23 protein-coding genes are annotated in these 25643 nt (G+C 58.2%); 16 read left to right on the top strand and 7 right to left on the bottom strand.

All coding sequences use genetic code 11. The annotated features are described in order from the left end of the window. The first annotated feature begins 4 nt into the window (after positions 1-4). From atpD to D8U18_RS17465, 10 genes are all read left to right on the top strand, one after another. Positions 5-1384: a F0F1 ATP synthase subunit beta gene (gene atpD / locus D8U18_RS17510; RefSeq protein WP_056854270.1), complete on the top strand. Its 1380-nt coding sequence runs from the start codon at positions 5-7 to the stop codon at positions 1382-1384. A 45-nt stretch (positions 1385-1429) separates the two neighbouring features. Continuing rightward, complete coding sequence (locus D8U18_RS17505; protein WP_131108091.1) at positions 1430-1855, top strand: F0F1 ATP synthase subunit epsilon; 426 nt, start codon at positions 1430-1432, stop codon at positions 1853-1855. A gap of 114 nt (positions 1856-1969) precedes the next feature. Then, on the top strand, positions 1970-3337 hold the full coding sequence (gene glmU / locus D8U18_RS17500) for a bifunctional UDP-N-acetylglucosamine diphosphorylase/glucosamine-1-phosphate N-acetyltransferase GlmU (RefSeq protein WP_082557575.1): 1368 nt from the start codon (positions 1970-1972) through the stop codon (positions 3335-3337). Positions 3338-3528: 191 nt separating this feature from the next. Then, positions 3529-4305 (top strand): DeoR family transcriptional regulator, encoded by a 777-nt coding sequence (locus D8U18_RS17495; protein WP_056854272.1) that lies wholly within the window; start codon positions 3529-3531, stop codon positions 4303-4305. Position 4306: 1 nt separating this feature from the next. Continuing rightward, positions 4307-6139, top strand: coding sequence for a glutamine--fructose-6-phosphate transaminase (isomerizing) (gene glmS / locus D8U18_RS17490; RefSeq protein ID WP_131108090.1), 1833 nt, complete (start codon positions 4307-4309; stop codon positions 6137-6139). Between the two features lie 76 nt (positions 6140-6215). Next, positions 6216-7118 (top strand): LysR family transcriptional regulator, encoded by a 903-nt coding sequence (locus D8U18_RS17485; protein ID WP_056854298.1) that lies wholly within the window; start codon positions 6216-6218, stop codon positions 7116-7118. Positions 7119-7247: 129 nt separating this feature from the next. Continuing rightward, positions 7248-7874 (top strand): glutathione S-transferase, encoded by a 627-nt coding sequence (locus tag D8U18_RS17480; protein ID WP_131108089.1) that lies wholly within the window; start codon positions 7248-7250, stop codon positions 7872-7874. A 62-nt stretch (positions 7875-7936) separates the two neighbouring features. After that, entirely contained in the window at positions 7937-9967 is a 2031-nt protein-coding gene (locus D8U18_RS17475) for a pyridoxamine 5'-phosphate oxidase family protein (protein WP_131108088.1), read from the top strand. Between the two features lie 50 nt (positions 9968-10017). Beyond that, positions 10018-11214: a DUF3142 domain-containing protein gene (locus D8U18_RS17470; protein WP_131108087.1), complete on the top strand. Its 1197-nt coding sequence runs from the start codon at positions 10018-10020 to the stop codon at positions 11212-11214. Next, positions 11201-13318 carry a hypothetical protein gene (locus D8U18_RS17465; RefSeq protein WP_131108086.1) on the top strand — a complete coding sequence of 706 codons (2118 nt, stop codon included), beginning with the start codon at positions 11201-11203 and terminating at the stop codon, positions 13316-13318. The genes D8U18_RS17470 and D8U18_RS17465 overlap by 14 nt, the downstream gene beginning before the upstream one ends. A gap of 3 nt (positions 13319-13321) precedes the next feature. Here the strand turns inward: D8U18_RS17465 and D8U18_RS17460 are convergent, their stop codons facing one another. Continuing rightward, positions 13322-13948: a LysE family translocator gene (locus tag D8U18_RS17460; RefSeq protein WP_131108085.1), complete on the bottom strand. Its 627-nt coding sequence runs from the start codon at positions 13946-13948 to the stop codon at positions 13322-13324. 144 nt (positions 13949-14092) lie between these two features. Here D8U18_RS17460 and D8U18_RS17455 point away from each other — a divergent pair, with 144 nt between their 5' ends. Next, complete coding sequence (locus tag D8U18_RS17455; RefSeq protein WP_056854304.1) at positions 14093-14566, top strand: Lrp/AsnC family transcriptional regulator; 474 nt, start codon at positions 14093-14095, stop codon at positions 14564-14566. A 46-nt stretch (positions 14567-14612) separates the two neighbouring features. On the opposite strand, the gene lpdA is transcribed toward D8U18_RS17455, so the two are convergent. After that, positions 14613-16013 (bottom strand): dihydrolipoyl dehydrogenase, encoded by a 1401-nt coding sequence (gene lpdA / locus D8U18_RS17450; protein WP_131108084.1) that lies wholly within the window; start codon positions 16011-16013, stop codon positions 14613-14615. Positions 16014-16384: 371 nt separating this feature from the next. On the opposite strand from lpdA, the gene cfaB reads away from it, so the two are divergent. Then, positions 16385-17572, top strand: coding sequence for a C17 cyclopropane fatty acid synthase CfaB (gene cfaB / locus D8U18_RS17445; protein ID WP_130905471.1), 1188 nt, complete (start codon positions 16385-16387; stop codon positions 17570-17572). Here cfaB and cls read toward each other — a convergent pair. Beyond that, complete coding sequence (cls, locus tag D8U18_RS17440; RefSeq protein ID WP_130905470.1) at positions 17569-19008, bottom strand: cardiolipin synthase; 1440 nt, start codon at positions 19006-19008, stop codon at positions 17569-17571. The genes cfaB and cls overlap by 4 nt on opposite strands. Before the next feature lie 132 nt (positions 19009-19140). Here cls and D8U18_RS17435 point away from each other — a divergent pair, with 132 nt between their 5' ends. Further along, positions 19141-19662, top strand: a complete 522-nt coding sequence (locus D8U18_RS17435) for a DUF3617 domain-containing protein (protein WP_056854308.1) — start codon at positions 19141-19143, stop codon at positions 19660-19662. 46 nt (positions 19663-19708) lie between these two features. Here D8U18_RS17435 and D8U18_RS17430 read toward each other — a convergent pair whose 3' ends face one another. Further along, positions 19709-20602 (bottom strand): His/Gly/Thr/Pro-type tRNA ligase C-terminal domain-containing protein, encoded by an 894-nt coding sequence (locus D8U18_RS17430; protein WP_056854309.1) that lies wholly within the window; start codon positions 20600-20602, stop codon positions 19709-19711. Between the two features lie 338 nt (positions 20603-20940). Between D8U18_RS17430 and zigA the strand changes: the two genes are divergently transcribed. Next, positions 20941-22146 (top strand): zinc metallochaperone GTPase ZigA, encoded by a 1206-nt coding sequence (gene zigA, locus D8U18_RS17425; protein ID WP_131108083.1) that lies wholly within the window; start codon positions 20941-20943, stop codon positions 22144-22146. Between the two features lie 71 nt (positions 22147-22217). Here zigA and D8U18_RS17420 read toward each other — a convergent pair whose 3' ends face one another. Next, positions 22218-22574 (bottom strand): hypothetical protein, encoded by a 357-nt coding sequence (locus D8U18_RS17420; RefSeq protein WP_056854312.1) that lies wholly within the window; start codon positions 22572-22574, stop codon positions 22218-22220. Between the two features lie 26 nt (positions 22575-22600). Here D8U18_RS17420 and D8U18_RS17415 point away from each other — a divergent pair, with 26 nt between their 5' ends. Beyond that, a complete protein-coding gene (locus D8U18_RS17415; protein WP_131108082.1) occupies positions 22601-23566 on the top strand; it encodes a CobW-like GTP-binding protein in 966 nt (321 codons plus the stop codon). Between the two features lie 3 nt (positions 23567-23569). On the opposite strand, the gene D8U18_RS17410 is transcribed toward D8U18_RS17415, so the two are convergent. Next, entirely contained in the window at positions 23570-23983 is a 414-nt protein-coding gene (locus D8U18_RS17410; protein WP_131108081.1) for a DUF3301 domain-containing protein, read from the bottom strand. 120 nt (positions 23984-24103) lie between these two features. Between D8U18_RS17410 and pdxY the strand changes: the two genes are divergently transcribed. Then, positions 24104-24976 (top strand): pyridoxal kinase PdxY, encoded by an 873-nt coding sequence (gene pdxY / locus D8U18_RS17405; RefSeq protein ID WP_130906608.1) that lies wholly within the window; start codon positions 24104-24106, stop codon positions 24974-24976. 79 nt (positions 24977-25055) lie between these two features. Here pdxY and D8U18_RS17400 read toward each other — a convergent pair whose 3' ends face one another. After that, on the bottom strand, positions 25056-25538 hold the full coding sequence (locus D8U18_RS17400; RefSeq protein ID WP_041073853.1) for an acyl-CoA thioesterase: 483 nt from the start codon (positions 25536-25538) through the stop codon (positions 25056-25058). Positions 25539-25643: the final 105 nt, after the last annotated feature.

Raw genomic sequence — 25643 nt, 5'->3', positions numbered from 1 at the left:
AGCTATGAGTAGCGGACGTATCGTTCAAATCATCGGCGCCGTTATCGACGTGGAATTTCCACGCGACAGCGTACCGAGCATCTACAACGCGCTGACTGTACAAAGCGCGGCCGGGACCACCCTGGAAGTTCAGCAGCAGCTGGGCGACGGCGTGGTTCGTACCATTGCGATGGGTTCCACCGAAGGCTTGAAGCGCGGTCTGGAAGTTACCGACTCTGGCGCAGCCATCTCCGTACCGGTTGGTAAAGCAACTCTGGGCCGGATCATGGACGTTCTGGGCAACCCGATCGACGAAGCCGGTCCAATCGCCACTGAAGAGCGTTGGGGCATTCACCGTGCAGCGCCTTCGTTCGCTGAACAGGCAGGCGGCAACGACCTGCTGGAAACCGGCATCAAGGTTATCGACCTGGTTTGCCCGTTTGCCAAGGGCGGTAAAGTCGGTCTGTTCGGTGGTGCCGGTGTAGGCAAAACCGTAAACATGATGGAACTGATCCGTAACATCGCCATCGAGCACAGCGGTTATTCCGTGTTCGCCGGTGTGGGTGAGCGTACTCGTGAGGGTAACGACTTCTACCACGAGATGAAGGATTCCAACGTTCTGGACAAAGTGGCACTGGTTTACGGTCAGATGAACGAGCCGCCGGGAAACCGTCTGCGCGTAGCACTGACCGGCCTGACCATGGCCGAGAAGTTCCGTGACGAAGGTAACGACGTTCTGCTGTTCGTCGACAACATCTATCGTTACACCCTGGCCGGTACTGAAGTATCCGCACTGCTGGGCCGTATGCCTTCGGCAGTAGGTTACCAGCCGACCCTGGCTGAAGAGATGGGCGTTCTGCAAGAACGTATCACTTCGACCAAGGAAGGTTCGATCACTTCGATCCAAGCGGTATACGTACCTGCGGACGACTTGACCGACCCGTCGCCAGCGACCACCTTCGCCCACTTGGACGCCACCGTCGTTCTGTCCCGTGACATCGCTTCCCTGGGTATCTACCCGGCGGTCGATCCACTCGACTCGACTTCGCGCCAGCTGGACCCGAACGTGATCGGCCAGGACCACTACGACACCGCTCGCGGCGTTCAGTACGTTCTGCAGCGTTACAAAGAACTGAAGGACATCATTGCGATCCTGGGTATGGACGAGCTGTCGGAAGCCGACAAGCAGTTGGTAAACCGTGCTCGTAAGATCCAGCGTTTCTTGTCGCAGCCGTTCTTCGTGGCTGAAGTCTTCACCGGTGCTTCGGGTAAATACGTTTCCCTGAAAGACACCATTGCTGGCTTCAAAGGCATCCTCAACGGTGACTACGACCACCTGCCAGAACAAGCGTTCTACATGGTTGGCGGCATCGAAGAAGCGATCGAGAAAGCCAAGAAACTGTAATCCCGGCGCCCGGCAACGGGCGCTAATTTAGGTTGAGGCAATCAGATGGCTATGACAGTCCATTGCGATATCGTCAGCGCGGAAGGGGAAATCTTTTCCGGTCTGGTCGAGATGGTGATTGCGCACGGTGCACTGGGTGATCTTGGTATCGCCCTGGGTCACGCGCCGCTGATCACTAATCTGAAGCCAGGTCCGATCCGCCTGGTCAAGCAGGGCGGGGAAGAGGAGGTGTATTACATCTCCGGTGGTTTCCTCGAGGTTCAGCCGAACATGGTCAAGGTTCTTGCCGACACCGTGCAACGTGCTGCCGACCTGGACGAAGCCTCTGCTCAGGAGGCCGTCAAGGCCGCCGAGAAGGCTCTGCATGAAAAAGGCGCGGACTTCGATTACGGTTCTGCTGCCGCACGTCTGGCCGAGGCCGCAGCCCAGCTGCGCACCGTCCAGCAGATCCGCAAGAAGTTCGGCCACTAAGGTTGCGCTTGTTGTGTGATTGATTAAAAAGGGTAGCCTCGGCTACCCTTTTTTCTTTTCCGTTGTTTATAACTTTGGTCGCAGCCGCTGACCACCCAGGATTGGTAGCCAGTCATGTCTCTTGAAATCGTTATTCTCGCTGCTGGCCAAGGCACGCGTATGCGTTCGGCCTTGCCGAAAGTCTTGCACCCGATTGCCGGCAACTCGATGCTTGGCCATGTTATCCACAGCGCCCGACAACTTGATCCACAACGCATCCACGTGGTGATCGGCCATGGTGCCGATGCTGTGCGTGAACGTTTGGCCGCTGACGATCTGAATTTCGTCCTTCAGGACAAACAACTCGGGACCGGCCATGCCGTGGCCCAGGCTGTACCGTTCATTGAGTCAGATACCGTGCTGGTTCTCTACGGTGATGTGCCATTGATTGAAGTTGAAACCCTGCAGCGTTTGCTCAAGCTTGTAGTGCCAGGACAAATGGGTCTGCTCACCGTCGAACTGGACGACGCAACCGGATACGGCCGAATCGTTCGTGACACTGACGGCAAGGTTGCTGCCATCGTCGAGCACAAGGACGCCACCGAAGCTCAACGCGCCATCAACGAAGGCAACACCGGTATCCTTGCGGTCCCAGCGGATCGCTTGGCCGACTGGACTGGGCGTCTGTCGAATAACAACGTTCAGGGCGAGTATTACCTGACCGATGTGATCGAAATGGCAGTCAGCGATGGCCTGGTCGTAGCCACCGAGCAACCCCACGACGCGATGGAAGTGCAGGGCGCCAACGACCGCAAGCAGCTTTCCGAACTGGAGCGTCACTATCAGCTGCGCGCCGGTCGCCGTTTGATGGCCCAAGGCGTGACGTTGCGCGACCCCGCACGTTTCGATGTTCGCGGTGAAGTGACCGTGGGCCGGGATGTGCTGATCGACATCAACGTGATTCTCGAAGGCAAAGTCGTCATCGAAGACGACGTGGTGATCGGCCCGAACTGCGTCATCAAGGACAGCACCCTGCGCAAAGGCGTGGTGATCAAGGCCAACAGCCATATCGAAGGCGCAACTCTCGGTGAAGGCAGCGACGCCGGCCCGTTTGCGCGTTTGCGCCCGGGTACCGTGCTGGAAGCGCGGGCGCATGTGGGTAACTTTGTCGAATTGAAAAATGCACACTTGGGTGAAGGCGCCAAGGCCGGTCACCTGACGTATCTGGGCGACGCGGAAGTCGGTGCGCGCACCAACATCGGCGCAGGCACCATCACCTGCAACTACGATGGCGCCAACAAGTGGAAAACCGTGTTGGGTGAGGACGTGTTCATCGGTTCCAACAATTCGTTGGTGGCACCTGTGGATATCCTCGATGGCGCGACCACAGCGGCAGGTTCGACCATTACGTCGACTGTGGATAAATCTCAGCTGGCCGTTGGCCGTGCCCGTCAGAAGAACATTGATGGCTGGAAACGGCCGGAGAAAGTGAAGAAAAGCTGAGTTACCCACAACTCGTGAAAACGCCTTCGCGGGCAAGTCTCGCTCCTACAGTGTTGTGAGTAATCTGTAGGAGCGAGGCTTGCCCGCGAAGCTTTTTATCCACAGATCTTTTTATCGCGCCGCGCTTGACGAAGTCTCATCGATAGGTTTTGATTGCTTCCGTTATCTTTCGAATCGAAACTTATCTAGCCATGTCGAAGCGCAACACTCCTCAACGCCGCCATAACATCCTTGCTTTGCTCAATGAACAGGGCGAAGTCAGCGTGGACGAGTTGGCCAAGCGCTTCGAGACTTCTGAAGTTACGATTCGCAAGGACTTGGCTGCACTCGAAAGCAACGGCCTGTTGCTGCGTCGTTACGGCGGTGCAATCACCATGCCCCAGGAATTGGTGGCCGATATGGGCCAGCCTGTCTCCAAATACAAACAAGCCATCGCCCGCGCGGCAGTGACGCGAATCCGCGAACATGCGCGCATCATCATCGACAGCGGCAGTACGACGGCGGCGATGATTCCGGAACTCGGTCAACAACCGGGCCTGGTGGTCATGACCAATTCCCTGCATGTCGCCAACGCACTGAGCGAACTGGAACATGAGCCGGTGTTGCTGATGACCGGTGGTACCTGGGATCCGCATTCCGAGTCCTTTCAGGGGCAGGTTGCCGAGCAAGTACTACGCTCTTACGACTTTGATCAATTGTTCATCGGTGCCGATGGCATCGATCTGGTTCGCGGTACAACCACTTTCAACGAATTGTTGGGGCTGAGCCGGGTGATGGCTGAAGTCGCCCGCGAAGTGGTCGTGATGGTGGAAGCCGACAAGATCGGCCGCAAGATTCCCAACCTGGAACTGCCCTGGAGCAGCGTCCATACCCTTATTACCGATGATCGTCTGCCGGTGGAGGCACGCGTTCAGATTCAGGCCCGCGGCATCAATTTGATTTGCGCGGCAGTCAGTCAGGAGAAATAACATGTGTGGAATTGTTGGCGCAGTCGCAGAACGTAACATCACCGCGATCCTGGTCGAAGGCCTCAAGCGCCTGGAATACCGTGGATACGACAGTGCCGGTGTAGCGGTCTATACCAATGACGAAAAACTCGAGCGCATGCGCCGCCCGGGCAAGGTCAGCGAATTGGAGCAGGCACTGGCCGAAGAAGCTCTGGTGGGTCGTCTGGGTATCGCCCACACCCGTTGGGCCACCCATGGCGCGCCGTGCGAGCGCAACGCTCACCCGCACTTTTCCGGTGATCTGGCTGTTGTTCACAACGGCATTATCGAAAACCACGAGGCGCTGCGCGAACAACTTACAGCCTTGGGTTACGTATTCACTTCCGACACCGATACCGAAGTGATCGCCCACCTGCTGAGCCACAAACTCAAGGAGCTGCGCGACCTGACCGTGGCCCTCAAGGCGACCGTCAAGGAGCTGCATGGCGCTTATGGCCTGGCGGTGATCTCAGCCCAGCAGCCGGACCGTCTGGTTGCCGCGCGCAGCGGCAGCCCGCTGGTGATTGGCCTGGGCCTGGGAGAAAACTTCCTGGCGTCTGACCAATTGGCCCTGCGTCAGGTCACCGATCGTTTCATGTATCTGGAAGAGGGCGATATCGCCGAGATTCGTCGCGACAGCGTGCAGATCTGGGACGTGAACGGCCAAGCGGTAGAGCGTCAGACCGTGCAATACAGCGACGGCGCTGAAGCTGCCGACAAAGGCGAGTTCCGTCACTACATGCTTAAGGAAATCCACGAACAACCGTCCGTGGTGCAGCGCACTCTCGAAGGGCGTTTGAGTCAGAATCAGGTACTGGTGCAGGCTTTCGGCCCGCAAGCCGCTGAGTTGTTCGCCAAAGTACGCAATGTGCAAATTGTCGCCTGTGGCACCAGTTATCACGCCGGCATGGTTGCCCGTTACTGGCTTGAAGAGTTGGCCGGCATCCCGTGCCAGGTCGAAGTCGCCAGTGAATTCCGCTATCGCAAAGTCGTGGTGCAGCCAGACTCGCTGTTCGTGACGATCTCTCAGTCTGGCGAAACCGCCGACACCCTGGCAGCGCTGCGCAACGCCAAAGAGCTGGGTTTCCTTGCCAGTCTGGCGATCTGCAACGTCGGCATCAGCTCGTTGGTGCGTGAATCCGACCTGACGCTGCTGACTCAGGCTGGACGCGAAATTGGTGTGGCATCGACCAAAGCCTTCACCACGCAATTGGTGGGCCTGCTGTTGTTGACCCTGTCGTTGGGCCAGGTTCGTGGCACGTTGACCGCGGGCGTCGAAGCGACCCTGGTCGAGGAGCTGCGTCGCTTGCCGGCTCGCCTTGGTGAGGCGCTGGCAATGGACAGCACCGTCGAGAAAATCGCCGAGCTGTTCGCCGAGAAAAACCACACGCTTTTCCTCGGTCGCGGCGCGCAATTCCCGGTGGCGATGGAAGGAGCGCTCAAGCTCAAGGAAATCTCCTATATCCACGCCGAAGCCTATCCGGCCGGCGAGCTGAAACACGGCCCGCTGGCGCTTGTGGATAACGACATGCCGGTGGTGACCGTCGCACCCAACAACGAATTGCTGGAAAAGCTGAAATCCAATCTCCAGGAAGTTCGCGCCCGCGGTGGTGAATTGATCGTTTTCGCCGACGAGAAGGCTGGCATGACCAACGGTGAAGGCACTCATGTTGTGCAGATGCCGCACATCCACGACATCCTGTCGCCGATTCTCTACACCATCCCGCTGCAACTGCTGTCGTATTACGTTGCGGTACTCAAAGGTACGGACGTCGACCAGCCGCGTAACCTGGCAAAATCGGTGACTGTGGAATAAGTTATCCACAGCTGATTCAACCTCCAAAATCGCAGCCCAAGGGTTGCGATTTTTTTATCTGAATCGAGGACACTCCATGGACCGCTTTCAGGAAATGCAGGTCTTCGCCGCGGTCGCCCAGGACCAGGGTTTTTCCGCGGCAGCGCGGCGGTTGGGGTTGTCGGCGGCCAGTGTCACCCGGGCGGTGGCGGCGCTGGAGAAACGCATTGGCACGCCGTTGCTCACACGCACTACGCGCAGTGTGCATCTGAGTGAGGCCGGCCAGCGTTATCTTGAAGACTGTCGCAGAATTCTTGCCGAAGTGCAGGAGGCCGAGGATTCAGCGGCAGGCAGTCATGCTCAGCCGCGTGGGCAACTGACAATCACGGCGCCGGTGTTGTTTGGTGAATTGTTTGTCACTCCATTGATGGTGGATTTTCTTACGCAGTTCCCGGACGTCACGATCAATGCGCTGTTGGTTGACCGTGTGGTGAATGTGGTGGAGGAGGGCATCGATGTGGCTGTGCGCATCGGTGAGCTGCCGGATAGCAATCAGCACGCCATTCGCGTGGGTGAGGTGCGGCGGGTGGTTTGCGTATCACCGGCATTCCTGGCGGCTAATGGACATCCGACTCACCCGCAGGATTTGGCTCGAGGACCGGTTATCGCGACGTCTGCGACGGGCCAGTTACGCAGCTGGCCGTTTCTGGAAGGGGGCGAGCCCATCAGTGTGCGCACCGATCCCCGGTTGGTGGTTACGGCGAATCAGGCGGCGATCACCGCGGCTTGCCTTGGCTTGGGTTACACCCGGGTCTTGTCTTATCAAGTGGCACGCAAAGTCGCGGCAGGGGAGCTGGAAATTGTCCTGGCGAATTTCGAGATGCCTCCCTTGCCTATCCATGTGGTGTACCAGGGCGGACGCAAGGCTGCGGCGCGGGTTCGCAGTTTTGTCGACTTTACTGTCAAGGCGTTGAGGGAACATCCAGCCCTGCAGGTCTGATACGTTATTTCGCTGGATGAAATAATGGATTGCGTTTGTTGGTTATTCTGTTGTTTTGGTGACTGATGGAAGATGGCCCCCCAAGGTGCTGATCTCCCTGAACAACACCACTCAAGCGCGGAGTCGATCATGCAAGCCATCAAACTCTACAATTTTCCCCGTTCCGGCCACGCCCATCGTGTGCAGTTGATGCTGTCCCTGCTGCAACTGCCGACCGAGTTGATTTTGGTCGACCTCGCCAAAGGCGAACACAAAAAGCCCGAGTTCCTGGCGCTCAATGCTTTTGGCCAGATTCCGGTGCTTGATGATCAAAGTGTGGTGTTGGCGGATTCCAATGCGATCCTGGTTTACCTGGCGCAAAAATATGGCAATGGTCGTTGGTTGCCCACCGATCCGGTCGGCGCTGCCAAAGTCCAGCGCTGGTTGTCGGCCGCTGCTGGCCCTATCGCCTTTGGTCCGGCCAGGGCGCGTTTGATCACGGTGTTTGGTGCGCCTTATAACCCTGACGAGGTGATTCCTTATGCCCACAGCGTGCTCAAGGTCATCGATAAGGAATTGGCCAACACTGAATTTCTCGTCGGTAACGAACCTACCATCGCCGACGTAGCAGCCTACAGCTACGTTGCCCACGCACCGGAAGGCAATGTGTCGCTGGACGAGTACGCCAACATCCGCGCATGGTTGGCACGGGTCGAAGCCTTGCCTGGTTTTGTCGGCATGCCGCGCACGGTTGCCGGTCTGCAAAAAACAGCCTGACGTTTGTGGCCCGACTGATCGGGCCCTTCACGCTGTGCCATTGGCGCAGGGGAGAAGCCGTGATGGACCGTTCACCGTGGCATGCTGGCGAAAGAGAGTTACAGGCGCATATCGGAGTTGGCGAGCGCATGGAGGCAGTAGGTCGCAGGGTTATTCGCGATTACATGCCGGACCAGCACCGCACGTTCTACGAGCAATTGCCGTTCATGTTGTACGGTGCGGTGGATGCAAACGACAATCCGTGGGCCAGTGTGCTTGAAGGTGAGGCTGGTTTTGCTCATTCACCTGAGCCGCAACTGTTGCAGTTCAACAGCGTGCCAGCAGCGGAAGACCCGGCGCAATTGAGCGACGGCGCGGCAATCGGCCTGCTGGGTATTGAATTGCACACCCGGCGGCGTAACCGCATCAACGGTCATATCGGCGCAATGACGGCTAACGGTTTTACGGTGACGGTTGATCAGTCGTATGGCAATTGCCCGCAGTACATACAGTTGCGGCAGTTTCGCTCGGTGCCGCTGGCGGATGCATCAACGCGTCCCGCGCAGTACCTCAATGAACTGGACGCAGCAGCCAGAGCTGTGATCGCCGAGGCTGATACCTTTTTTGTCGCCAGCTATGTGGACGTCGATGGCGTTCGCTCGGTGGATGTTTCACACCGTGGCGGACAGGCAGGTTTCGTTCACATCGAAGGGAATTGCCTGACCATTCCAGACTTTGCGGGCAACCTTTTTTTCAACACTTTGGGCAACTTGCGGGTCAATCCAAAGGCCGGTTTGTTATTCATTGATTTCAATTCGGGTGACCTGCTGCAACTCAGCGGGCGCACCGAAATTATCCTGGAAGGACCACAGGTAGAGGCCTTTCAAGGTGCCGAACGTTTGTGGACGTTCCACGTGGAACATGTTGTTCGCAGACCTGGTGCTCTTGCATTGCGATGGCGTTTCGACGGCGTTTCACCCACCAGTCTGCTAACAGGTACTTGGGAGCAAGCCAAAGCTCGCCTGCAAGCCAAGGCTTTAGGTGATCAATGGCGGCCATTGCGTGTCGTACGAATCGAAGCGGAAAGCCAGAACATTCGCTCGATTTACATGGAGCCAGCTGACGGAGCAGGGCTGCCGTTGTTTCAGGCCGGTCAGCATTTACCGTTGCGGTTCAACATTGATGGTGACGTGCATATCCGCACTTACAGTCTGTCGAGTGCCCCATCGGATGATTTTTTCCGTATCAGCGTGAAGCGTGATGGACGGGTGTCTTCACACCTGCATGAACACATTCGCGTCGGTGATCTGCTTGAAGCCCGAGCACCCCAAGGCCATTTCACTGTGGCCGCCAATGAGCGTCGGCCACTGGTACTGTTGGCTGCCGGAGTGGGCATTACGCCGCTGCTGTCGATGTTGCGTGAAGTGGTCTACCAAGGCTTGCGCACCCGTGGGATTCGTCCGACCTTGTTTTTGCAGAGTTCGCGTACCTTGGCGGATCAACCATTTCGTGCGGAAGTGGATCGCTTGCTCGAGCACGCCGGTGATGCGGTCAAGGTGATACGTTTGCTCAGTCAACCGGAGCCGGGCGCCCTGGAAGGTGAAGACTTCGATTCGATCGGGCGTATCGATGTCGCACGGCTCACGGAATTGCTTGAAGTTGAAGACTACGATCAGCTGGATTTCGTCTTGTGTGGTCCCGGCAGTTTTACCCAGGCGATGTATGACGGCCTGCGTGAGTTGGACGTCCGCGATGTGCGGATTCACGCCGAAACCTTTGGCCCTTCGACGTTGCGCCGCCAGCCCGATCCGGATGCAATAGTGATCGAGCAACCACCGGCCGCCACCACGTCGGTGCCGGTGGTGTTCGAGCGTTCCGCCAAAGAGGCGCGTTGGCAACCCGAGGGCGGCAGCTTGCTGGAGCTGGCAGAAAGTCGTGGTTTGCAGCCCGAATTCAGTTGCCGTGGTGGCTCTTGCGGCACCTGTAAAACCCGTTTGATCAGCGGCCAGGTGCATTATCCACAACCACCAGCGGAGATACCGGAGGAGGGCGAGGTGTTGATTTGCTGTGCAATTCCGGCTCAGGGCGCGCAGCCTTTGGTACTTGATTTGTAGTTGCTGACAAAGGCTTCTACGAAGGAGCGGGTTCAACTCACAGGAGCTTTATGGTTTTTTTCGTTCGGCTGGTGTCGCTGCTGACTGCACTGACACTGCTCAATGGCTGCGATCAGCGGGAGGCGCCCCCGCTCGATCAGCAGCTGTACATCTGGCAGCGACAATGGACCCCCTCCCATGAAGCAGCGCTGCGCGACAGTCGCGCAGATTTTTCCACCCTGCGTGTGCTGGCATTGCAGGTATTTCCCCAGGCCCAATGGCATCGGGCGCTGATTGACCCTGAGCTGCTCAAGCACGATGGTCGGCCGCTGATCGCAGTGATTCGCCTCGATGGCCAGCTCAAGTCGCTGGATCAGAACGAAGTCACGCTGCAGATTCAGCAGGTGCTCAGCGACTGGCAGACACAAGGATTGACTGTCGCAGGTCTGGAGATCGATCACGACACCGGCAATGCGCGGCTTTCGGCCTATCGAGAGTTTCTCCTGCATTTGCGCACGGTGCTGCCGGCCGCAATGCCACTGAGCATCACCGCGTTACCGGCGTGGCTCGGCAGTGCGCAGCTGCCCGCATTGTTATCCGTTGTCGACAGCAGTGTGTTGCAGGTTCACGCGGTGAGCGATCCTCGCCGTGGTTTGTTCGACCCCGACCAAGCCCGGCAATGGACGAACGTCTGGAGCCGAATAACCAAAAAACCTTTCTATCTGGCGCTGCCGGCATACGGTGTGGCGTTGTTGCCGAATGACGGCGGTGCGCCGGTCGTGGAAAGCGAAACTCGAATCGAACGTGACGGCAAGCGTCAGGAGTTGCTGGCCGATCCCCAACAATTGAGTCAACTCGCTGCACAATTGCGAAACGACCCTCCGAATCATCTGGCCGGATTGATCTGGTTTCGCCTGCCGCTGGCCAACGACCGGCGGGCGTGGAGCCTGACTACTTTGCGCGCCGTGTCGCGGGGAGATGCGCTCCATAGTCGGCTTACGCTGAGTTTCACGGAGCACCAGGGCCTGTATGACGTGAGCCTGATCAATCAGGGCAACCTCGACAGCGCCTGGCCCGAACGCATCACTGTCGCAGTGCAAGGCTGTGATGGCGCCGATGCACTCGCCGGTTATACGTTGCAACAAGGCCCGGATCTGCTTACCTTCACCCGCTTGCGTGAGGGGCGGATTGCAGCCGGCGGACAACGCGCCGTTGGTTGGGCTCGCTGCAGCAATATTGATCAAGGAGCTTCGAATGTTCACCCGTAACTGGCCGCGTCATCTGCTCTGCCTGAGCCTCAGCCTGCCACTGGGTTCGGCGTTGGCATGCGGGCCGGATTTCCCGATGCGCCTGCTGGATAACCGTGGTCAATCGTTGGCGGAGCTGCCGGAGGGCAACTTCAACTTCGAGATCAGCCGACTCGGGCACCGGATTGCCGGTTTGAATAACGTCAGCGCAACCACTTACAGCATGGATGGGCCAGACTACTCAGAGCAACGCAACCAGGCTGAACAGGCGGGTTTGACGCCGGCGCAGCAGGCATTGGTAAAGCAGCTGCGTAGCCTGACCAATGCCTCGCAGGTTGAAGTACAGGGCGCGAACTTGCCCGACGAAATCCGTTTTTATCTGGCCGGTGCGGTGGCGTTCAACGTGGGTGACCATGGGCTGGCAGCCGAATACTTCGAAAAAGTGCTGGCGCTGCCCGCGGATCAACGCGCTTTGCGCAGTACCTGGGCAGCGTACTCGCTGGGCCGGGCGCGATTCGTCATGAGTGCCGGGGCCGGTGCGGCTCCTGATCTGCTGGCGCAAGCTCGCAAGGCTTTTGAGCAAACACGGCAACTGAGTATCGACGGCTTCAGTGATCCGCTGGAACTGGGTGTGGCCAGTCTCGGCGAAGAGGCCCGCGTAGCCCGCACCGCCGGCGACTGGAACACGGCCATCGAACTCTATGCCACGCAGAACCTGCACGGTTCGGCGGTGGGCTATACCTCACTCAAGCTGTTGGTGGCTGACTTGGCGGCCATGCCCGAAGAGCAGTTGGCCGAACGGCTCAAGGGCAAACCGGTACAGCAACTGGTAACAGCATCGTTGATCAGTCGACTGGGCTGGTCGTTCGGTGAACAACCGGCAAACGAATTGAAGCTGATTAAATTGCTGCAAAACAGCACGCTGGGCAGCCTCGATAATGCGGATCGTCTGGCGGCGGTAAATTATCAACAGGGCGATTTCGCCAGCGCCAAGGCATTCGTTGAACACGCAGGTGATGGTGGGCTGGCGTGGTGGTTACGCGCCAAGCTGGCGCTGCGTGATGGTGATAAAACTGCTGCGGCCGCGGCGTATGCCAAGGCGGCGCAGGCCTTTCCTCAGAATGAATCCTGGGGCGATCGGCGAACGCCGGACTTCGATTATGAAACGCTGCAACCCAAATGTCGGGTTGATGGCGAAAGCGCGATTCTGGCCCTGCAACGCGGGGATTATCTACAAGCGTTCGACCAGCTTTATCGCAGCCAAAGTATCTACTGGTTTGACGCGGCGACGGTGGCCGAACGTGTGCTGACGCTCGACGAACTCAAGCATTACGTCGACACCCAGGTTCCAGCGCCACCCCCGCTCAGCCAGCATGACCGCGACAACTATGTGCCCTTGCCAGTGGCAGCGAGCCTGCGCAATTTGCTGGGCCGTCGGTTGTTACGCGAAGGGCATTATGAAGATGCGCCCGCCTATTTCGATAACGACGGGTTGCGCCACAAGGCCAGGCTGTATGGCGAGCAACGCCTGGCGGCCGATGCCGCTTGGTGGCCGACCCGCCGCGCCGCCGCTCTGTTCAACGCTGCGTGGACTGCACGTGAGTGGGGGATGGATATTCTCGGTTACGAGATGGCCCCGGATTTCGCCACCTTCGCCGGCAACTACAGCCTTGAAAGCACTGAGTTGAAAGTCGGGCCGCTGGTGGCCGAAGACGAAGTGAAGCGTCAGCAGGCCAGCGCTGCCCAGCCTGATCAGCGTTATCACTACCGCTTTGTCGCCACACAATTGGCCAATCGCGCTGCGGATAATCTGCCGCATACCAGTCAGGCATTTGCTGCTGTGCTCTGTGAAGCGGCCGGTTGGAACAGCAGCCTTGCAGATCAAAGTGCGCTCTACCAACGCTATGTCAAAGACGGGCCTTTTGTGGAATGGGCGGCGGACTTTGGCAACCAATGCCCGTATCCCGATTTCGAGAACGCCGATAAACGCTATGTCACCCAGGTTACCGATGCCGCTCGCTCTGCATTGCGTCCATACAAGACGCCTTTGCAGGTGGGCAGCGTTGTTGCGGTCACGGCAGCGGCACTGTTGCTGATCAATCGCCGCCGCCGTAAAGCGCAGTAAGGTTCAAGCCTGTTGCACAAAGGTCAGCCGTACGGCGAAACCGATCAACAGGCTACCGAATAACCATTGCTGCAAGCGCTGGGCCGAAGGGCTGCGTTGCAACCAGCGGCCGAGCGCTGTACCGATCAGGGCATAGGTGCTGTCGAAGAGCAAACCGACGCCGACCAGCACACCACCCAACACTGCAAATTGCGCGAGCACCGGCCCGGCCTGTGGGTTGATGAATTGCGGCAGTAACACGGAACAAAACAGCAGCGCCTTGAGGTTGAGCAGGTTGGTCAACAGACCGCGACGGATCGCTTCGCGCCAGCGGGCTTTCTGTATCGGTTGATGGCTGTGCAAGGCCGGCAGCATCGTCGTTCGCAGGCATTGAATGCCGATCCACAGCAGATACGCGGCACCCGCCAGTCGCACCACGTCGAATGTCCAGGGCGCCGCTTTGAACAATGCCGCCAGCCCCAGCGCCGCCAGTACAACGTGACAGCCGCGGGCTACTGCGAGTCCCACCGCTGTGGCGAGTGCCGCTCCTTTTCCCTGACGAGCACCGGTCTGCAACAGCAGGATCATGTCAGGACCAGGCAACAGATACACCACGGCCAGTGCCATGAAAAACAGCCAGAGTCCTGCCATGTTGCACCCCATTTGTTGTCGATTTGGTAGGGCCAGTGTAGGGCGCAAGGGCAGGGCAGGTGCTTGCGTAGTTTGCTTCAAGATTGGGCTTTGTTGGCATAATCTGCCATGAACAGAACACATGACCATCGGAATCTGCCAAACATGAAACTGGATGCCTACGATCGCAAGATTCTCGCTGCACTGCAGCGCGATGGTCGCTTGACCAACGTGCAATTGGCCGAAGAGATCGGCCTGTCGGCGTCGCCCTGTTTGCGACGGGTACGCATGCTCGAAGAAGCCGGGGTGATTCGCGGTTATCAGGCCAACCTCGATCGCGATGAAGCCGGTCTTGGGTTGACGGTGTTTGTTGGCGTGAAGGTCGAGCGTCACAACGACGAACAGGCCGAGTCGTTTCGCCTGGCGGTCACGGCTTTGCCTGAGGTGATCTCGGCGTTTCTGGTGTCCGGGGAATCGGATTTTCTGTTGCAAGTGGTGGTGCCGGATCTGCGCGCGTACGACCGCTTTCTCACCGGATGCCTGTTGAAGTTGCCGGGTGTGAGCGATATCCGCAGTAACTTTGCGATCCATACGGTGAAAGCACCGGGCCCGCTTCCGTTGACGCATTTGCCTGGCTGAAGTGAATAGCTCGCCGCCTGCCGCAGGCTGCGAGCTTTTGATGTTGTTACATCTGGGTTGCCATTCCCTCCACATTCATCGCGGCCTGTCGCAAGGCTTCAGAACGGGTCGGATGCGGATGGCAGGTCAGGGCTATGTCTTCGGCTGACGCGCTGAACTCCATGGCCACGCAATATTCGCCAATCATTTCACTGACGCTCGGGCCTACCAGATGCACGCCGAGGATCTCGTCGGTGCGCTCATCGGCCAGCACTTTGGCAAAGCCCTCGGTCTCGTGATTGATTTTCGCCCGGCTGTTGGCGGTGAAGGGAAACTTGCCAACCTTATAGGCACGACCCTCGGCCTTCAGTTGTTCCTCGGTTTTGCCAACGCTGGCCAGTTCCGGTTTGGTGTAGATCACGTTGGGGATCAGCTCGTAATTAACCTCACCGGCCTTGCCAACGATCTGCTCGACACACGCCATGGCTTCGTCTTCAGCCTTGTGCGCGAGCATCGGACCTGATGTCACGTCACCAATGACCCAAATGCCAGCGACTTCGGTGCGGTGACCCTTGTTGGCGAGCATGCCGCGCTTGTCCGTGGCCAAGCCAACGTTCTCCAGGCCCAGGCCCTGTGTATAAGGTCGGCGTCCGATGGCCACCAACACATAATCAGCGTCGAGCACTTCGGCGGTTCCACCAGCGGCCGGTTCGACGTTGAGCTGCACACCTGTGTCAGATGTGGTTGCGCTCGTCACTTTCGAACTCAACTTGAAGCTGATCCCCTGTTTGCTCAAGGAGCGTTGCAGGGTTTTACCTGCTTCACCATCCACGCCAGGGCAGATTCGATCGAGGAACTCCACCACTGTCACCTTCGCGCCCAGACGCCGCCATACCGAGCCAAGCTCCAGGCCAATCACGCCGGCGCCGATGACCACCAGGTGTTTCGGTACTTCCGTCAGCGACAGGGCACCCGTGGAGTCGAGGATGCGTTTGTTATCGATCTCGACACCGGGCAGGGGAGTCGGCTCGGAGCCCGTGGCGATGATGATGTCCCTGGCGCTCAGTTCGGTCGTGCCGCCAGCAGCATCCGTGACGCTGACTTTGCCCGGCCCGTCGATTCGGCCCCAACCTTTGATCCAGTCGACCTTGTTTTTGCGAAAGAGAAATTCGATGCCCTTGGTCAGCCCAGTCACGCTTTCATCTTTCTGCTTCATCATCTGCGCGAGATTGAGGCTCGGTTTGACCTCGATGCCGAGGTTGGCGAATTCTGCGCCCATGGCTGCGTCGTAGAGTTCGGAGGCATGCAGTAATGCCTTGGACGGCATGCAGCCAACATTCAGGCAGGTGCCACCAAGGGTGGCGCGCCCTTCCACGCAAGCCGCTTTCAAACCGAGTTGACCCGCGCGAATCGCTGCGTTGTAACCGCCGGGGCCACCGCCGAGTATCACGACGTCGTAAGTGCTCATGGATCTTCTCCTGGATTGAAAGGGATCGGAGGGGTAACCGTAGCCTTTGAGTAAAATTACGAGCGTAATATGTGCGTCCGAGGCATTCCGGTCAAGGCTTCGCCTTCGCTGCGCAGAATTCAGTGTGGTTCCACGTGGAACAAATGCTGGGCTGAGAACATTTTCATCCACTAGCGCAGTACGGGTAACAATTGTTAGAACTGTCCGTCGTGGCCGTAGTCATTTAAGTGAGGGCACGGCATTTTGTGCATTCGCTCCCTATGAGTCATTACGGCGCGAATCATGGAAAACGGCGATTAATTGTGTAGCCTGCTATTTTTCCAAGATGGTCTACCCTCTGATCAGACGTCTGAAACAAGGGGGGAATCTCCATGCTCGCGCAACTTCCACCGGCCTTACAGAATCTGCAGTTACCGCTACGCCTGCGACTCTGGGATGGCCATGAGTTCAATCTGGGGCCGACGCCCAGCGTCACGATTGTGGTCAAGGACCCACAAATGGTTACCCAGTTCACCCATCCCAGCCTGGATGCGCTTGGCGCGGCATTTGTCGAAGGCAAACTGGAGCTGGAAGGCGCCATCAGCGACGTCATCCGCGTCTGCGATGAATGGAGTCAGGCGTTGCTGGATGAGGACGATGGCAGCCAGCCTGTGCGTACCGTCCACGACAAGGAAACTGACGCCAAGGCGATCTCCTACCATTACGACCTCTCCAATGCTTTTTATCAGCTGTGGCTCGACAGCGACATGGCGTATTCCTGCGCGTACTTCGAGACCGGCAGTGAATCGCTGGAGCAGGCTCAACAAGCAAAATTCCGTCATCTATGCCGCAAGTTGCGACTGCAACCTGGCGAGTATCTTCTGGATGTCGGCTGCGGTTGGGGTGGTTTGGCACGTTATGCGGCCCGTGAATTCGGCGCGAAGGTGTTCGGCATCACGCTCAGCAAGGAACAACTCGCGCTGGCCAGGGAGCGGGTCAAGGCTGAAGGCCTGGAGGATTTGGTCGAACTGCAATTGCTCGACTACCGCGACCTGCCGCAGGACGGCCGATTCGATAAAGTCGTCAGCGTTGGCATGTTCGAACACGTGGGGCACGCGAATCTTCCCGAATACTGCAAAACCCTGTTCGGCGCAGTGAAGGAGGGTGGCCTGGTGATGAACCACGGGATCACCGCCAAACACACCGACGGGCGCCCGGTAGGACGGGGGGCTGGAGAATTCATCGAAAAATACGTATTTCCCAACGGCGAGTTGCCGCACCTGGCAATGATCTCTGCCGAGATCAGTGAAGCGGGTCTGGAGATCGTCGATGTCGAGAGTCTGCGCCTGCATTACGCGCGCACGCTGGATCACTGGAGCGAACGCCTGGAAGACAACCTTGAAGCCGCCGCCAAACTGGTGCCTGAACAGGCGTTACGCATTTGGCGTCTATACCTGGCCGGGTGCGCCTATGCCTTCGCTCGCGGCTGGATCAATCTGCACCAGATTCTCGCGGTGAAGGCGCATGCCGATGGCAGTCATGAACTGCCATGGACGCGGGACGATATCTACAATCCTTAAAGTATCGGTGAAATAAGCCGGGCGACCCGCATACCGACCTGTTGCAGGTGGCGAGTCTCCCGGCCTTCCTCTTTGGCGATTTCGTGGGCTTGGGCAAAGTCATCGTTGAGCATCTGCTCCACTTCGCCGGCAAATGTGCTGTCGACCGTCAGCAACATCACTTCGAAATTCAACCGGAACGAGCGGTTATCCATGTTGGCGCTGCCAATGGCGCTGATCTCACTGTCGATCAACACCACTTTCTGATGCAGGAAACCCGGCTCATAGCGGAAAACCCGTACGCCGGCGCGCACGGCTTCAAAGGCATAGAGGCTGGAGGCGGCGTAGACGATTCGGTGGTCAGGCCGCGACGGCAACAGAATTCGCACATCGACACCACGTAATACCGCCAGTCGCAGGGCGGCGAAGACGGCTTCGTCGGGTATGAAGTAGGGACTGGTGATCCACACGCGTTCTGTCGCCGCGTGGATGGCCTCGACGAAGAATAACGAACAGGTCTCGTAGGGATCCGCCGGGCCGCTGGCGAGCATTTGACACAGTACGCCGTCGTCCGGGTACACCTCCGGCAGGATAAGCGGCGGCAACGAACGGGCTGCCCAGAACCAGTCTTCGGCGAAGGATTCCTGCATGCAGGCCACTACCGGTCCACGCACCTGTACATGAGTATCGCGCCAGGGCGCCAAGGGTGGTTTCTCCCCCATGTACTCGTCGCCCACGTTGTGCCCCCCGACGAAGCCGATAACGCCGTCGACCACCACGATCTTGCGGTGGTTGCGGAAGTTGACCTGGAATCGATTCAACCAGCCGCTGCGAGTGGCGAAGGCTTTGACCTCGACACCGGCGTCACGCAGTGACTGAACATAGCTGTGTGGCAAAGAGTGGCTGCCGATTCGATCATAGAGCAGATAGATCGCCACGCCTTCAGCTGCTTTTTCCAACAACAGTTTATGCAGGCGCTGGCCGAGACGGTCGTCGTGAATGATGAAAAACTGGATCAGCACCGCTTCCCGGGCTTGGCTGATGGCATCGAAAATCGCATCGAACGTTGCCCGGCCATTGATCAACAGTCGTACGTCGTTGTTGGCCAGGCACGGCATGCGCCCCAGCTTGGGCATGGCCCTTAACGACGCGTAAGCGGTGGAAGCACGAGCGGTTAGCGCCTCTTCAACCCACGGCCGCCAGTTGAGCTCAGAAATTGCCTTGCGCATTTCTTCGTTGGCCTGACGTCGGGCCTTGATGTAACCATCGAAGGTGCTGCGACCGAACACCAGATAGGGGATGAGTGTCAGGTAAGGCATGAAGACCAGTGACAGCGCCCAGGCAATCGATCCCTGAGCGGTTCGAACGGTCAACACGGCATGAATTGCTGCAATCGTGCCCAGGGAGTGCAGCAGGGCGATGGTGTAGCCAAAAATATGCGGTCCGAAATAATCCATGGGGGCAGCCTTGCTCCTGAAGATTCAATGCTTAACAGACCATGTTCCGGGCAGAATGTCGCTATTTAATTGGCCCATGAACCGAAGCTTGCGGCTGACGTCTAACGGCCACCAATGATCAGGAGTTACACGATGAACGTTCGTCTGCTGGGTTTGGCCATCACGCTGGGTTTGGCACTTCCTGTGGCCGCTCAGGCGCAGATGCTGCAACCGGGTTTGTGGGAATTGACCTCGAGCAACATGAAGGTCGATGACCAGAACCTGCCGGATCTGCAACTGATCCTCGGTCAGATACAAAGCCAGATGACCCCTGAACAACGGGCACAGCTGGAAAAACAGGGCATCACCATGGGGGGCAAAGGCATTCGCGCGTGCCTGACGCCGGAACAGGTCAAGACCGACAATATTCCGCTGACCGATCCGCAATCAGGCTGCAAGCAGGAAATCACCGAGCGCACCGGCAATCAGTGGAAATTCCGTTTCAGCTGTCCAAAAGCGCAGGGCGCGGGTGTCGCCACGTTCCTCAGTGACCGTGAGTTCACCACCAAGGTCAATGGCACGTTCAATGCCACCGGCATTCAGCAAAAGGGTAGCCTCGATACCCGCGCTGTATGGCTGGGGCAGGATTGCGGCACAGTTAAACCTCGGGCATAAAAAATTCGCGGGGTGCAGGCTCCCACGGGTCACGCCCTTGGGAGCTTCAACCACCGGCCATGCCGGTGGAGCTCAGCCATTCACACACCGCTTCAACCTTCATCCTGCCAAAATCCTCCCCGCTGTTACTGCGCACACTGACAAAGCCACCCGCCTTTTCCTTTTCCCCCACGACCACCAGGTACGGCACGGTTTGGCGGTGCTGGCGAATCTTGTAGCGGACCTTTTCGTTACGCAGGTCCGACAGGGCGCGAACGCCGCCACGACGTAACGTCTCGGTAACGGTGTGCGCGTAGTGGGCCTGGCGATCATCCATGCTGACGACCATCACATGCGCTGGCAGGCGCCAATACTGCAGCTCCTGATGACTGGACCAGCACGTTCCATAGACCCGTTGTTGCAAGGTGCCGCTGACGTGATCCAGGGCGAATGCCTGCAGTACCCTGGTGGTTGGGACATGCGGGCCGGTGGTCCAGTACTCGGTTTCACCGAGGCGATAGAGCGAAAGACTTTCCGACGACGATGTCGCCTTGCGGCGGATTGAATGGTTGGTTGCTGCCAACGATTGCATGCGCGCTTCGATGAGCGGCAGATCGGTCGCGGCGAGGGCTCGCTCGACGGCAAACTCGCAAAAGAACCCGTCACCCAGTGCCGAGCCCACGCGCATTTGCGCATGCGGATGAAGTTGTTTGACGGCCATCGCCAGCATCAGCGTGCAGGACCGGCGCAGGATCTCCAGGCCGTCCGGCTCCTGCGGCGTGACTATGCTGACCCGGGCATTGGCTGCGACCAGGAATTCGCAATCCACCAAGACGCCGTTGACGCGTCCGGCCACCGCCGCGTTGGCCAGCCCCAGGCCAATACTTGCGGCGATTTCATGCACGGTCAGTGGTTGGTCGTACTCACGCAATGAACCATCGGGCAGGGTGATCTGGATCATGATTATTGTTCTCGAATACTTCGATCACACGCGCTAGCGGTTTAACCATAGAACCAAATCCCGTCCGCTGTCATGTAGACATTTGTCGAGGTTCGATTCGTCCGGATGGTCATCCGAAAGCAGGCTCAATTGCCCAATGCCGGGATTGGCTATGAGGTATCGCAACGATGCTTCGCCTTACCCAATCAGGCAGGGTTAGCCCCTCATGAGCGAGCCCATCATCGAAACACCATCACAATGTTATGGTATAACATGATTATCGCGATCGTTATTCGTGAAGAATTTTTCATGTTTGGCAAGCCCCGAGGGTTGACCGGGCTTTCTATGAGGAGCAACTGATGGCAAATCGCCTACCTGTCACGGTCCTGTCGGGCTTTTTAGGGGCCGGAAAAAGTACACTTCTTAATTACATACTACGTAATAGAGAAAACCTTCGGGTTGCGTTGATCGTCAATGACATGAGTGAAATCAACATCGACGGCGGCGAGGTGCAGCGCGATGTCAGCCTTAATCGCGCCGAAGAAAAACTCGTTGAAATGAGCAATGGCTGCATCTGCTGCACCTTGCGTGAGGATTTGCTGGAGGAGGTCGGCAAGCTTGCCAATGAGGGACGCTTTGATTACCTGTTGATCGAATCCACGGGCATTTCCGAGCCGCTACCCGTCGCGGAAACCTTCACGTTCCGCGACGAAAACGGGCAAAGCCTCACGGATATTGCGCGGCTCGATACCATGGTCACCGTGGTCGATGGCATGAATTTCCTGATCGATTACCAAGCCGCGCAAAGCCTCGCATCCCGAGGCGAAACGCTGGGAGAAGACGATGAACGCGCGATCACCGACCTGCTGATCGAGCAGGTGGAGTTCGCTGATGTGATCCTGATCAGCAAGATCGACCTCATCAGCAGTGGCGATCGGGATGAGCTGATGGCGATCCTGAAACGGCTCAACGCCCAGGCTGAGATCATTCCAATGGTCATGGGCGAAGTACCGCTTGGCAAAATCCTCAATACCGGTCGCTTCGACTTCGACAAAGCCGCTCAAGCGCCTGGCTGGTTGCGTGAGTTACGCGGCGAACATGTTGCTGAAACTGAAGAGTACGGCATTGCCTCCAGCGCTTATCGGGCACGTCGCCCCTTTCATCCGCAACGCTTTTTCAGTTTCATTGACCGGCCATGGGTCAATGGCAAACTGCTGCGTTCCAAGGGGTACTTCTGGCTGGCCAGCAAACATATGGATGCCGGAAGCTGGTCCCAGGCGGGAGGATTGGTGCGCCATGGTTTCGCCGGGCGCTGGTGGCGCTTTGTGCCGAACAACCAATGGCCGCAGGAAGAGGAAAGCACAGCCGCCATTATGGAAAACTGGACCAGCGACACAGGAGATTGCCGCCAGGAACTGGTCTTCATCGGTCAGAACATCGACTTCAAACAACTCACTGCAGAGCTCGACGATTGCTTGCTGACAGACGCTGAAATGGCGCTGGGAGTCCAAGGCTGGCGAATGCTCCCGGACCCCTTTGGCCCTTGGCATGAAGAGGCCGCCTGAGCTTTCCATTGACCCCGTTCAGAAGTCGTGGGTTGCTGCTGTCGCTTAACAACGCTGGAGCAGCACGCCGCTCAAGGCTTCAGCCAGGTGCCCTGGCTTTGCGCTTCGCAGTACGGCTGCAAATACGCCGCATCGGTGGCCACGCCGTAATAGTGAATATCCTGCCGGTAAGGCATATTGGCGACTTGAGCGTTGCTGCACACGCCGAACGCTCCTGCAGGGCACTGGTCGACGTATTGCACGTCGACCTTCTGCCCGGCCAGGTTCGGTTGGCAGAAGCCGTCGGCGAACAGTTTTTGCGGGATGTTGCGGTTCTGCTGGCAGACTTTGACGTCGAGTCGTTCCGCCTGGCTATGGACAACGCAGGCCTGCGCCAGCGCTTCACCACTGGCAAGCGTCAGCAGAAACGCCAATCCAATCCACCGCATCCTTACCTCCTCAGAAACCTTCGATCATGTTGCAGAATATTCCCACCCATGTCATCGCCGGGCCATTGGGGGCCGGCAAGACCAGCCTGATCAAGAACCTGCTGGCGCAACGTCCCGCGGATGAACGCTGGGCAGTGCTGATCAACGAGTTCGGTCAGATTGGCATCGACGCTGCACTGCTCACCCAGGAAGACGATGGTATCGCACTGGGGGAAGTGGCCGGGGGGTGTTTGTGTTGCGTCAACGGTGCGCCATTTCAGGTCGGTCTCGGGCGTTTGCTGCGCAAGGCGCGGCCGGATCGATTGTTCATCGAGCCTTCCGGCTTGGGGCATCCGATGAATTTGCTCAAGCAGTTGAGCGAGCCGCCATGGCGAGGCGTGTTGAGTCTGCAACCCTGTGTGCTGGTACTCGATGCGCAAGCGCTTGTAGCGGGTAAGCCGCTGCCTGAGGCCCAACAGGAGGCGCTGAACAGTGCGGGATTGTTGCTGATGAACAAGTCTGAAGGACTTGCGCAAGCGGACCGGCAGCGAATTGCCGCCACGTTGCCGATGCGTAAACTGCATTGGACGCAACAAGCTGCGCTGTCTTTGAGTGAGTTGCCCGGACTGGTTTCGCGAGCGGTGGCGGGTGTGGATAACTTTGTGATGCCGAAAAGTCTGGCGCAGCTCGCGGCGATCTGGAGCGACCCGGTTCTGCCGATCTGTTTAAGCCAGGAACAGGAGGGGGGCTGGAGCATCGGCTGGCGCTGGCATCCGAGCCAGGTCTTTGAGGCCGCTCTCGTTGCGCGCTGGCTTGAAAGCCATTGCTGGCGGCGTGCGAAGCTGGTTATTCACAGTGACAAAGGCTGGATATCGGCCAACGCGCTGGATAATTCCGTGGTGGCGTGGCAACCGAGTGAATGGCGTAAGGATTCGCGGATTGAATTGATTTTCAGTGCGCCGCAAGACCTCGAAGTGCTGCAAAGAGGCCTGGCCAACTGCCGGAGGCATTGAAGATCACGACCGCCACTTGTTGTGTTCCTGCCGCCAATGATTCAGCTCGATCACCTGAGCGCTTGGCTTGACCACATCGACCACAGGGGGCGTGTTGTCAAACGGCATCGGGTACGGCGCCAGTTCGATTTGCGCGCTGTGGGCACCGAACTGAGTGATGGTGCCGTTATGCCGCGTTTCGCCGGTGACCGTGAATTCAAAGTTATACACACGGGCCAGACGTCTCCGGCCAGCGGCATCCTTGATGAAGCCCATTTTTTTCAGCGCCACGTTGCCATCGAGCAACTCGATCCCCAGGTTGCTGCAATGCTGCTTGACCCGCTCCAACGCACGTTCGCGCAAGCCGTGGTTGTGCCAAAGCCAGGCGCCAGCAGTGGCGAGCAGCATCAGCACGAAAATATTTCCAAGGGTCAGCATCAACAGGGCGCTCCAACAAGATAGTGTCAGCTTAACTGCGTCGCCGGTCTGTCGTACAGGCTGCGTTTAGTCGCATACTGCGCCGCTCGAATTTCAATCGTTTTACGGAAATCTCACCGCATGAAACGTACACCCCATCTGCTCGCTATCCAGTCCCACGTGGTGTTCGGTCACGCTGGCAACAGTGCCGCGGTTTTCCCGATGCAGCGGGTCGGGGTGAATGTCTGGCCGCTGAACACCGTACAGTTCTCCAACCACACACAGTACGGGCAGTGGGCCGGTGACGTGCTGGCGCCGCACCAGATCCCTGATCTGGTCGAAGGCATCGCGGCGATTGGCGAGCTGGGCAATTGCGACGCAGTGCTCTCGGGCTATCTCGGCAGCGCGGCGCAGGGCCGGGCGATTCTCACAGGGGTGGAGCGGATCAAGTCGATGAATCCCAACGCGCTGTACCTGTGTGATCCGGTCATGGGTCATCCGGAGAAGGGCTGCAGCGTGCCCGCGGAAGTCAGCGATTTTCTGCTGGAAGAAGCCGCCGCCGTGGCTGACTTCATGTGTCCGAACCAACTGGAACTCGACAGCTTCTCGGGGCGCAAGCCGCAATCGCTGTTTGATTGCCTGGCGATGGCGCGCTTGTTACTGGCACGCGGGCCGAAGGCGGTGTTGGTCAAACATCTGGACTACCCGGGAAAAAACCCGGACGTCTTCGAAATGCTGCTGGTGACAGCGCAAGGCAGTTGGCACCTGCAACGCCCGCTGTTGGCGTTTCCGCGCCAACCTGTGGGCGTTGGTGATCTGACGTCCGGGTTGTTCCTGGCGCGTGTGCTATTGGGCGATAGCCTGCTGGCAGCTTTCGAGTTCGCCGCATCGGCGGTGCACGAGGTGTTGCTCGAGACTCAGGCCTGCGCCAGCTATGAGCTGGAGCTGGTGCGCGCGCAGGATCGGATTGCCCATCCGCGGGTGCGGTTCGAGGCGACATCGATCAGCCTTTGATCGAAGTGCAAAAAAGATCGCAGCCTGCGGGGATCTGAATTCCTCTGCAGGAACTGCCGCAGGCTGCGATTTTTTTGCTTTACGCGTCGCCTTTGATTTCCTGGTAACGCTTTTCCAGTTCCTGGCGAATCTGGCGGCGTTGCTGCGCCTGCATATAGCGACGCTTGTCTTCGCTGTTCTGCGGTTGCAGTGGCGGCACCGGGGCGGGTTTACGTTGGTCATCCACCGCGACCATGGTGAAGAAGCAGCTGTTGGTGTGACGCACTGAGCGCTCACGGATATTTTCGGTCACCACCTTGATGCCCACTTCCATGGACGTGTTGCCGGTGTAGTTGACCGAGGCGAGAAACGTCACGAGTTCGCCGACATGGATCGGTTCACGGAAAATCACCTGGTCCACCGACAGGGTCACCACGTAGCGACCTGCATAACGGCTGGCGCAGGCGTAGGCCACTTCATCGAGGTATTTGAGCAGGGTGCCGCCGTGAACATTGCCAGAGAAGTTGGCCATGTCGGGGGTCATCAATACTGTCATCGACAGTTGGGCGTTTCCGGGTTCCATAGCGTTCTCACGGTTCAAGGCCAGGTTTGAGGGGACGCACCTCTACGGGTGCCTCGGCGGTTTTTTCAAACCAACAGTTATCGGGACGCCGGGCGGCTGATCGCC

Origin of the sequence: Pseudomonas sp. Sample_10, assembly GCF_004321495.1 — a bacterium.
Classification (GTDB): domain Bacteria; phylum Pseudomonadota; class Gammaproteobacteria; order Pseudomonadales; family Pseudomonadaceae; genus Aquipseudomonas.
This window is presented reverse-complemented; position numbering and strand designations above follow the sequence as displayed.